The 2593-nt window shown below is 52.8% G+C and carries 2 protein-coding genes; both read left to right on the plus strand.

The genetic code is table 11. The features are described 5' to 3' along the window. The coding region (locus ACFFAR_RS30535; RefSeq protein ID WP_375509152.1) for a hypothetical protein at positions 1-194 on the plus strand (194 nt) is incomplete at its 5' end. A 1171-nt stretch (positions 195-1365) separates the two neighbouring features. Continuing rightward, a partial coding sequence (locus ACFFAR_RS30540) for a methyl-accepting chemotaxis protein (protein WP_375509153.1) occupies positions 1366-2593 on the plus strand: 1228 nt, incomplete at its 3' end.

A 2593-nucleotide genomic window follows, 5' to 3' on the forward strand; every position in this document is an offset into this window, starting at 1 on the left:
CCGCGGTTTTTGAGCGTGATATGGATGTGCAGCAGCAGCGCGACTTCTCAATGCGCCGTCTGCACCTTGCCGTCGGCTCGATCGGGATAAACGTGCAAGCTTGCTTGTCGCGTCGAGGCCCGAATGACGAGACGCGTATGCGGGAAGCGAAAGGTAAGGGTCGCGCCCCAGGAATCGAACCCCCGGGCGCTTAACAAGGAGCACTGACTCGAATTCCCGCGCCAGATCAAATACTGCTCCGACATCGGCTATATGAGTGATACCGCTTGGTCAACGCATCAGGTTTGAGCAGCCAATCTCCCTCTTCATGAACGCGTACGTCTTCGCGTAGGACACTGATGCAACAGCGAATCTGACGGCGCGGTTTTGACAATTCATCCCATCCCAGTCAAACAGCAAAGGGCAACATGGCCAAAACAATCAACACCGTGGCCGTCGCCACTGTTACTTTTGGTTTGACCAACCTAAGCGCCCGAGAATCGCTAACGCGGTGTTTTAAAGTTTTTGCCCCGGTACATGGGCGTAGGGCAAGACCTATGTAAAAAAAGCCCGGCCACAACGGCCAATAGCTAAAAAGCCCTGGCGCCGAGGGAACCGCCAGGTCTGAGAGATTATGATAAGTATCGCATTACACATTAAGAATTATGTGAACGAAGAATCACGCGCTAAACCGCGTTTGAGCGACCGCCCGTTTTGTCGATTGGCATTCTTCTTATACGATGCGCTAATTTGTTCGGGAAAGGTGGGAAAATGAGCAAATTGGTAAAAATAACTGTAACAACGTTGTAGCGAGACAATTACGTAGGCTTCATAGAAGCCTTCGCGCCACCAAAGCTGTAAATCGCAAACGCCTTCAGGCGAGCCCGCGCCAATTGATGGGTGTCGTTATTCACCAGCAGGCTCACTCAATCCGGGCACGCAGGCCGATGAATCAAATTTAGGAAAGATAAGACGGTCACAACAGGGTTTTGCGGAGTCATTGTGTACCAAGCGCCAGACGACACCAGGAATAAAGCCGAAGCCTCTAGATTGTTTGGATCCTGAAATACCAACCATATTTAAAAATGAAAACCCTTAGTATCCCTGCTGCATCTCGTTTCATGGTCGTTAACAACGTAGGAACTGTGGATAATGATATTGGGGACGGATCTAAAACAGGTGCATTCCAGCAATCATTTATAGATTAATTGAAACGAAATCTGCTCTGGGCTAACGGGAGGAATTTGCGCGGGACATGCTTGAGCATTTTTTGCATCTTACGTATTTTAACGATGTCTCTTCGATAAAGGTCAATCATAGGCGCCGTTTAGTGGAAATACGCCAACATCTTGGCATTTATCGAAGTAATTTCATTTTGGGATATTTATGACTATTAGAAAGCGGCTCATCTTTACACTGGGTGTCGCGTTGTTCGCTTTGGTTGTAGTGGGGGGCTTTGGTCTTTGGCGGCTTAGCCAGGCGCAGCAACGCTTCGAATATATCCAGGTCAACATTATCCCGAGCGTCAAGGAGATCAATGCTGCGAAGGATAACGTGAGTAGCCTGCGCCGACTGGCTTACATATACTTGGTCAGTGCTGATAAGACCACCCGTGCCTCGACGGAGCAGGAATTTGCCAAGATGGATAAGAGTGTCGATCAGCACCTTGCGACCTACGAACGGGACGACATCTCTGATGACACTGACCGGAAACTCCTGCAGGCAGACAAGGCAGCGTTCGCGACCTACCTGCTAATACGGACAAGCTTCTTCGAGAAAATGCGGGCGGGCGACACGGATGATGCCAAGTCGATGATTGCGAATGGTGGCGTGCTGAGCAATGCTTCCAATGCCCTCAAGACGGCCTTCGATAGTCATAACGAACACAACGAAAAACTCAGCCACGATCTGCGTGAAGCGAACGATGCAGCCAGCTCAAACGCCTTCTGGCTGATGGTTTCGTGCATTGTGATTGCGGTGATCCTGAGCGCAGGCTTGGGCGTTCTGCTGCTACGCACGTTGATGCGTGCTTTGGGGGCCGAGCCCGATGTGTTGAGCGAGGTGACGGGGCGCGTTGCCAGCGGCGACTTAAGTCCTGTGCCGGGCGCGCATCAAGCACCTGCGGGCAGTGTGCTGGCGTCCATGGGCGAGATGCAAGGCAGTCTGGTCAAGCTGATCGGTCAGGTTCGCAGCGCCGCTGAGAGCATTGCAAGCGGGTCGAGTCAGATCGCAGCAGGCAACGTGGATTTGTCTTCACGCACCGAAGAACAAGCGGCGGCGCTGGAAGAAACAGCAGCCAGCATGGAAGAGCTGACTTCGGCCGTAAAGCAGAATTCCGAAAGTGCGCAACAGGCCAGTGGGCTGGCAGCTACCGCATCAAGCGTGGCACAGAAAGGCAATGCGGTCGTCAGCCAGGTGGTCGCTACCATGGAAGACATCAGTCAAAGCTCGACCAAGATCGCGGATATCACGGGACTCATCGAAGGGATCGCCTTTCAAACCAACATCCTGGCGCTGAATGCGGCGGTGGAAGCGGCTCGCGCGGGTGAGCAGGGACGGGGTTTCGCTGTCGTGGCCAGCGAAGTACGTAGCCTGGCACAACGCTCATCGAGTG

The sequence above is a fragment of the uncultured Caballeronia sp. genome, from assembly GCF_964243625.1.
In the GTDB taxonomy this organism is placed as follows: domain Bacteria; phylum Pseudomonadota; class Gammaproteobacteria; order Burkholderiales; family Burkholderiaceae; genus Caballeronia.